The following is an 8,053-nucleotide window of genomic DNA, read 5'->3' on the forward strand; positions in this document are numbered from 1 at the left end:
AACCCGAACCGGAACCCGAACCCGAACCTGAGCCTGAACCAGAACCGGAACCCGAACCTGAACCGGAACCTGAACCTGAACCTGAACCGGAACCCGAGCCCGAACCGGAACCAGAACCAGAACCAGAGCCTGAGCCTGAGCCGGAACCAGAGCCGGAACCTGAGCCGGAACCAGAACCGGATCCGGAACCGGAAATTCCTGTGCTACTACCCGATCCAGGTCAAGGAGTAGATGATGACTTTCCTGGTCAAGGTCAAGGAGTAGAGGATGGCTTCCCTGGTCAAGGTCAAGGAGTAGAGGATGGCTTCCTTGGTCGAGGTCAAGGATTAGAAGATCGCTTCCCTGGTCGAGGTCAAGGACTAGAGGATCGCTTTCCTCGTCGAGGTCAAGGATTAGAAGATCGCTTCCCTGGTCGAGGTCAAGGACTAGAGGATCGCTTCCCTGGTCGAGTTCAAGGACTAGAGGATCGCTTCCCTGGTCGAGGTCAAGGACTAGAGGATCGCTTTCCTCGTCGAGGTCAAGCACTAGAAGATCGCTTTCCTCGTCGAGGAAATCCCTGAGCTTATGAGGTTAGTTGTGGTGGTTAAATTTATTCAAGAAAAGCCGTCTTAGTCATTAATTTTTTGTCAGCAACAGAGTGGTCTGATTATCAATCAGAGCAGGTTTCCCATGACTAGTATGGGAGCTAAATGACTCAAAATAGCGACGAACTGGGGTAGGAAACTCAGGAAAGTTGAATACAGCATCACCATCAGCAATATTAGCCCAGAAGTAGCGTAGACTCGGAGCAAGTTTCTGGGCATCTGAATCGGGTAAATTTAACGGGGGAGAAGTTAGGAGTTTCACCATGAATGGATAAGAGCGATCGCTCATCCATTGTCTAGATATCTGGGGTAGGTTTTCCCAACCAGGGACTGACTCCACTCGATGAGATTCAATTTGCAACCATCTTTTGCCCTGATTATCGGTAGACAACTGCAATATCCGGTAGGGGTGAGGATAGCTAACTAATGAACCTGTTGTGATTTCGTAGACTCCCTCTTGATAGGCGATATCTTGTACATGCAAGTGACCTGTAAATAGTAGATTGACCCCAGAAGTTTTGAGAAGATTGTGTAATACTGGACCATTTTTCAAGATATACCGATGTCCTAAGGGATGGTTAGCTTGATCGGGCAAATGCTCGATTACATTGTGATGCACCATCACCAGCACCAATTTATCCTGGCACTGGGCAAGCACTTGTTTAAGCCAGATCAGCTGTTGCTGATCAATACGCCCTACCGGTTTACCACCGGTATCGAACTGGTTAGAATTTAACCCAATCAGCTGTACTCCAGGCAAAACTTCACAAGTATAGTACAACTGCTCGGGATTTTCATAACCAAATTTGCGATAGTAGTAGGGAAATTCCTTTACTCCAATCGAGTGTTCATTGGGTAAGATATTGGGGACATCATGATTTCCAGGTACGACGTACACTGGAAAAGGCAACTGGCTCAATCGCTTTTGTAACCAGGCATGATTCTCTGGTTCACCATGCTGAGTTAAGTCTCCTGGTAGGAGGAGGAAATCCAAAGCTTTCTGCTCTAAATCCTCCAGAATCCTTTCTAGGGCTGGAATACTAACTTCTACCAAATGAAACCGATTCGGATGATCCCAGATGGTGTGGGGTAACCCGATATGTAGGTCACTTACCACGGCAAAGCGAAAATTTAAACTCATAACTAAAACTTTTCTTGATTAAACCCTATTTTAATAATTATTAAAATTATCACTCATGACGTTTACTGTTATCCCATTACAACCCCTTGTGTAAGTGACATTTAACTGCTTACCTATTCCGAATGGATAATCTTTAATTTAGCCTTACATAATTAGGCTTTAGTCTATAAAAAATTTTAAATATTACATTTAGGATAAATAGAGATGAGTGGGAATTGCGTTCATTGAGGTGCGACCCAAGGGCGCGAGCAATCCCTTGCGCCCTTGGAGGCGCGCACCTAGATCTGACATTTACAAATAGATTAGGGATATAACCCCTAATCCCTAATCCCCCATCCCGTGAGTAAAGTAAGGAGGTGCTAAGGTTGGCTAGAGTTCGAGTGCGACAACACGTTAATCCACTTAGCAAGCAATATCAGATGCCGGTGAGTGCTCCGGATTGGAATCAAGTTTATGCCCAAACTACTAAACCATTACATCTGGATATTGGCTGCGGGAGAGGGGAATTTTTATTGCAGATGGCAACACAACAACCCGACTGGAATTTTTTGGGCTTAGAAATTCGGGAACCATTAGTAAAACAAGCCAACACTAAGGTGATGGATTTAGGGTTGAGCAATCTCCTATTTTTGTTCTGTAATGCTAATAGTTCTATAGATTCACTCTTGAGCTCTTGGCACCATGGTGCCTTGCAACGTGTCACTATTCAATTTCCTGATCCTTGGTTCAAGAAGCGACAAGCCAAACGACGTATAGTGCAGCCCACCTTGGTTGATACTCTAGGAGCTTATTTGACCAGTGGAGCAGAGGTCTTTGTACAATCCGATGTAGAGGAAGTGGCAGTGGAAATGCGATCGCGCTTCGATGCTCATCGAGCCTTCTACCGGCAAGAGACTGCTTGGCTGCCAACCAACCCCCTGCCAGTGCCTACTGAACGGGAAATTTCCACCCTCGCTCGTGGTGAACCTGTGTACCGAATGTTGTTCTTTCGCCGTGATGATGTTTAAGGAATAGTGGAGTAGGAACACTGGTAGCCAAACCACCTTCTGATTCAATCAGATCAGCGGGCTACTGGTCTGTATGCTCCTGCCCAATTTGCTTCTCCCCTATGGTTCGCTCTTCCTAATTAAAGCATGAATAACCATCAAGCTGAGGCAACTCAGGCAGAAATTATGGTTGTGGATGACACACCAACCAATTTGCAGCTGCTATCTTCGATCCTGATTGAGCAAGGCTATCAGGTTAGGAGCATGATCGATGGACTACTTGCCTTGGAATCAGCATTGTGTGATCCACCGGATTTGATTTTACTCGACATTATAATGCCAAAGATCGATGGCTATGACGTCTGTAAACAGCTCAAATCTAATCAAAAAACCGAGGGAATTCCAGTAATCTTTATCAGTGCTCTGGATGAAACTTGGGACAAGGTCAAAGCCTTTGCTGTTGGTGGTGCTGACTATATCACCAAGCCATTCCAGGTTGAGGAAGTTTTAGCCCGTGTGGAGAATCAATTGACTCTGCACAAGCTACAAACACAACTCATTGAGCAAAATCAACTGCTGCAACAGGAAATTCGCGATCGCATTTCCGCTCAAGCTGCTTTAGAAAGCCTTAATCAAGAACTTGAAACTAGAATCCAAGCTCGCACCGTAGAACTAAGAGATTACTTAGAACAGCTACGCAACTTGGAATCGCAATTGCGTGAAGCACTGGATCGTGAAAAAAAAGTCAGTGACCTGAAATCTCGGATTATTTTTACCATATCCCATGAGTACCGTACACCTTTAATGACAATTCTATCCTCTGTGGAACTCCTAGAAAAGTACCGTCATCGATTGAATGATTCTCAGCAAGTTAAACATTTTTGGCGGATCCAAGCTGCGGTCAAACATATGACTACCCTAGTCAATGATTTATTATTCATTAATCAAGCGGAATTCGATAGATTAGACTTCAAGCCAGTTGTTATGAATTTAGTAACATTTTGTCAGGAGTTAGTCTGCCCGATCCAATCAAGCCTTGGGGCTAAACATAGCCTAGTCTTTAGTAGTTTAAGAGACTGGGAAGCAATATCAGGAGACCCCAAAATTCTTCGACAAATTATCACTAACCTCATCTCCAATGCCATTAAATATTCTCCCGATGGTGGTACTATTTTAGTACAGCTAAATGGAGATGAAGAGAAAGTCATCTTACAGATAATTGATCAAGGCATTGGCATCCCTCAAGAAGACCAAGCAAAATTGTTTGAGTCTTTTAGTCGTGCCAGTAATGTGGGTATCATCCCAGGAACAGGACTAGGGTTATCAATTGTCAAAAGTTGTGTAGACTTGCACGGTGGTAAGATTCACTTAGAAAGTGAAGTGGGTGTTGGAACAACCTTTACCATCACCTTGCCCAAGAATTTATCAGAAGACGAATAAGACGGTCACCTAATTACGCAGCAATTGGTATACAATAATAAATTGTGCCATTATTATAATCCGTCAATGCCTAAACTAAAAAGCCGCAAATCAGCTGCCAAGCGTTTTAGAGCTACTGGCAGTGGTAAAATAAGACGCCGCAAAGCGTTTAAAAATCACTTACTAGAACACAAGACCTCAGAAAGGAAGGGGCGCTTGTCTAAGCTGACCTTGGTAGACGAACGGGATGCGGATAATGTTCGCCTGATGTTGCCTTATATGTAAATCTTAACAGTAGACCATAACTGCTAACACTATTAAACTAAACACAATAGCTAGAATTAACCATGACACGGGTAAAACGCGGTAATGTCGCTCGTAAGCGGCGCAAAAAAATTCTCAAACTTGCTAAGGGGTTCAGAGGTTCCCACTCCAAACTCTTCCGCATTGCTAACCAACAAGTGATGAAAGCGCTGCGGAATGCCTATCGTGATCGCCGCAAGCGCAAGCGGGATTTTCGACGTCTGTGGATTACTCGCATTAACGCAGCAGCACGTCAAAATGGTATTAGCTACAGCCAGCTGATGGGTCAAATGAAAAAAGCCAATATTCAAATTAACCGCAAGATGTTGGCACAGCTGGCAGTGCTGGATCCAGATAGCTTTAACAAAGTGGTGGAGTTAGCGGGTAAAGCTGAGTAAGCATCATATGCGCTACGCGCACGCTACGGGCGTCTGCGGTCAGCCATCAGCTTTTGGCCATTCCCGTAGCGTGACCATAGGCCAAGACCAATCGCTGATAGCTGAATGCTTAGCAACCTACCTGAAAAACTCAGGTTATTGGGTAAATGGGTAATCCTTAAGGGTAAGGCTGGTCAGGGGTAAAAATCCCCTTTGGTTCTTTTGATTATTATAGATTATAATGACTATCCAACCCGACTTTAATTAGTATCTTTAATTAGTATTATAGCAATAATATATCCCATAAGGTACAAATTGATCCCCCTAAATCCCCCTTAATAAGGGGGACTTTGAGGTTGAGAAGCTTACCTCATAACTGCGATAAACGCTATAATTTGCTCTTATTAAATTTGGTATTAAATTTGGTATTAAATTTGGTATTGTTTTTTCAGGGAAATCCCAAAAACTACGACCGATAGCTTACCTTTTTCCCAATTTCGATTCCCCAACCGATGCTTAAGCACAAATTCTTCAACTTTGGTATGGTCTTCGGATTGACGGCGATGTCTTTTTTGACACCGTTACGGGTTCGGAGTGCTCAACTTGAGGAAATAGAGCAGCGGGGTCAGTTGATTGTTGGTGTCAAAGACAATTTGCGCCCTTTGGGATATAGAGATGCCGATGGCAAGTTACAAGGATTGGAGATTGACCTAGCAAGACGTCTAGCAGAAGAACTCTTAGGTGATTCTGATGCGGTGGTGTTGCAGCAGGTGGGAAATATTGACCGACTTAAGGTGGTTTTGGACGGTGAAGTTGACCTGACAATTGCTAGAGTTACAGCCACGGCACCTCGCCGTCGATTGGTGGATTTTAGTATCCCCTACTACCTGGATGGCACGGGTTTGATTACTAAAGACCCGTTAATTACCAGATTGGGTGATCTCCATACTAGAACCATCGCCATACTCAATCATTCTAGCACAATTGCCGTGGTACAGTATGCTTTACCGGAATCTAGGGTGGTGGGAGTAGATTCCTACCAAGAAGCGCGATCGCTTTTAGAAAATGGTAGGGCTGATGCTTTTGCTGCCGATAATAGTATTCTGAGTGGCTGGGTACAAGACTATCCTGAGTATCGGATGCTACCAGTGTGGCTCTCGGGTGAAGCCTTGTGTGTGGTCATGCCTAAGGGGTTACAATACACCAAGCTAAAGCAGCGCGTGAATAATGCGATCGCACGTTGGCAAGCAGATGGTTGGTTAGCTCAACGAGCAACTGCTTGGGGATTACCATTAAGAATAAAAAAAGTCAAACCTTATGAATGATACACTGCCAACGATTTATCTCTCAGTTTTGCTAGTCCTACTTGCTGGTGTTACTGTCGCGGTGCTGTTCCAAGTTATCAAAACTCGTAAAATTGAAACCACTCTCTCTAGGTTGGAGAAAAAGCTGCAAAAAGACCGGGGAACGGTTATAGAGTATTACGAGTTGGGCAGTATTTATGCCGACAAGAAGCTCTTTGGTCAAGCTATCCTGTTATTTCAAAAAGCCTTGAAAGGCACGGATGCTGACGAAGAAAACCTTGCTCCTGTCTATAATGCTTTGGGTTTTGCCTACTGTGCCAAAGAACAGTATGATCTCGCTATTCGCCAGTACAAAGAAGCCTTGAAGCAAGAGCCTGGATATGTCACAGTCCTCAACAATCTCGGTCATGTTTACGAGCGCAAGCAATTAATTGTTCAAGCCTTAGAAGCTTATGATGAAGCGCTCAAATATGACCCCAAGAATTCTACCGCTAAGCGTCGAGCAGAATCCCTCCGGAAACGCTTGGTTACACCAGCATGAATAAAGTCAGAAGTATCAAGTATTAAGCATGAATTATGGTGATTATGATCAAAATGACCAATTTAGCCATCTAGGAAACTGATTATGACACCAGTCAACCTTAACCCAATAATTAGCGCTATTGCAGGTTTAGGGACTTCTGTTGTCAAGAAGAAGCTTGAGCGCCATGAGCTTGTCATCAAATTACTAAAGCAATTTAACCTAGCTCCCGATCATCCACCCGCCGATTTTTCTGGAGTTTACCAATACGCCCTTTTCGAGTACGGCGTTGGCAAACCTAAGCCAATCCTCGAACTTTTCCGGCAAAAAGATATCCAACAGGCATTCCGCCAAGCACTAGATCAAAATGACCCTTCAATTATCCTTCAAGAAACCGAGGATTTCCTCGATTGGAATACATTGGGAGATGAGATTAGGGAACTAGTAATTAATCCCCGTCAAGAGTTGTACGAATTTACCGCTGTTTTTATCGAGATTGTCAAACTCACGCGGACACCTGCTCAAGTTCTAGAATTCCAGCAGATAGAAAGCTTACATCAAAAAATAGGAAAGATCCAAGAACAGCTAAAAAGGCTACCCACAGCAGAGGGCATGCGGACACTAATAGCTCAACTAATGGAACAGAGCCATCCAGCACTCTTACCTGCTGAAGCATCTACGAAAAAGAAGCCTAGGGCATTATTAAAAACCGTCGATAACCCCTCACCCTTTATCGTTGGTCCCCCCATCACTCATCCCCGCAACTTTTTCGGACGTGAGCGGGAAATATAGCGCTACGGACAAGGCAGCTATGCTGAGGGCAGAAGGCAGAAGTTGACTCTAACAAGGTTTTAGAAGTAAGAGTTGTCCTAATCTGAGTGCGTACTGCTATAGAAGTAATAGAATCAACTGAATGTGGTTAAGTAATTGACATTGTCATGAGTCATATTTTTAGTCCAAATTTTGATTTGGATACTCGAAAAGCTCATTAAATCGTTCCTAGACTTTCGATATCTCCCTGTCTCCCCCTCTCTCGGTTCCTCATTCTCTTGGCACAGGGCATCCTCAGCGTAAAATTTACCTATAATCGAGATAATCGAGAACAGTAGCACCAGCACAAGACCATGGCAGACACACATATTCGCTTTGATTGGGCAATCAAAAAACTGCTGCGTAATAAAGCTAACTTTGGTGTTTTGGAAGGGTTTTTAAGCGAGTTATTGCATTTCGATATTACCATCAAAACCCTTCTCGAAAGCGAAGCTAATCAAGAGACACTCGATGATAAAACCAACCGAGTTGATATTCTCGCTGAAACCACTGATGGCGAGCTCGTCCTGATTGAAGTACAAAACAACCCTCAACACGATTATTTCCACCGTATGCTCTACGGTGCGTCTAAGTTAGTCACCGAATACT

10 protein-coding genes are annotated in these 8,053 nt (G+C 44.0%); 9 read left to right on the plus strand and 1 reads right to left on the minus strand.

Translation table 11 applies throughout. The annotated features are described in order from the left end of the window. Positions 1-560, plus strand: a 560-nt coding sequence (locus tag F6K52_RS23735; protein ID WP_293083640.1) for a hypothetical protein, incomplete at its 5' end; no start/stop codon positions are given. 55 nt (positions 561-615) lie between these two features. On the opposite strand, the gene F6K52_RS23740 is transcribed toward F6K52_RS23735, so the two are convergent. Next, on the minus strand, positions 616-1,725 hold the full coding sequence (locus F6K52_RS23740; RefSeq protein ID WP_293083644.1) for a metallophosphoesterase: 1,110 nt from the start codon (positions 1,723-1,725) through the stop codon (positions 616-618). Between the two features lie 365 nt (positions 1,726-2,090). Here F6K52_RS23740 and trmB point away from each other — a divergent pair, with 365 nt between their 5' ends. From trmB to F6K52_RS23780, 8 genes are all read left to right on the plus strand, one after another. Next, positions 2,091-2,732 (plus strand): tRNA (guanosine(46)-N7)-methyltransferase TrmB, encoded by a 642-nt coding sequence (gene trmB, locus F6K52_RS23745; protein ID WP_293083647.1) that lies wholly within the window; start codon positions 2,091-2,093, stop codon positions 2,730-2,732. Between the two features lie 126 nt (positions 2,733-2,858). After that, complete coding sequence (locus F6K52_RS23750; protein WP_293083649.1) at positions 2,859-4,151, plus strand: hybrid sensor histidine kinase/response regulator; 1,293 nt, start codon at positions 2,859-2,861, stop codon at positions 4,149-4,151. A gap of 66 nt (positions 4,152-4,217) precedes the next feature. Next, on the plus strand, positions 4,218-4,415 hold the full coding sequence (gene rpmI / locus F6K52_RS23755; protein WP_008186584.1) for a 50S ribosomal protein L35: 198 nt from the start codon (positions 4,218-4,220) through the stop codon (positions 4,413-4,415). 62 nt (positions 4,416-4,477) lie between these two features. Then, entirely contained in the window at positions 4,478-4,831 is a 354-nt protein-coding gene (gene rplT / locus F6K52_RS23760) for a 50S ribosomal protein L20 (protein WP_293083654.1), read from the plus strand. A 542-nt stretch (positions 4,832-5,373) separates the two neighbouring features. Continuing rightward, positions 5,374-6,135, plus strand: coding sequence for a transporter substrate-binding domain-containing protein (locus F6K52_RS23765; RefSeq protein WP_293083657.1), 762 nt, complete (start codon positions 5,374-5,376; stop codon positions 6,133-6,135). Next, entirely contained in the window at positions 6,128-6,655 is a 528-nt protein-coding gene (locus F6K52_RS23770) for a tetratricopeptide repeat protein (protein ID WP_293083660.1), read from the plus strand. The genes F6K52_RS23765 and F6K52_RS23770 overlap by 8 nt, the downstream gene beginning before the upstream one ends. 84 nt (positions 6,656-6,739) lie before the next feature. Continuing rightward, positions 6,740-7,426, plus strand: a complete 687-nt coding sequence (locus F6K52_RS23775) for a hypothetical protein (RefSeq protein ID WP_293083663.1) — start codon at positions 6,740-6,742, stop codon at positions 7,424-7,426. Between the two features lie 332 nt (positions 7,427-7,758). Then, the coding region (locus F6K52_RS23780; protein ID WP_293083665.1) for a PD-(D/E)XK nuclease family transposase at positions 7,759-8,053 on the plus strand (295 nt) is incomplete at its 3' end.

Source organism: Moorena sp. SIO3H5 (assembly GCF_010692395.1).
GTDB lineage: Bacteria > Cyanobacteriota > Cyanobacteriia > Cyanobacteriales > Coleofasciculaceae > Moorena.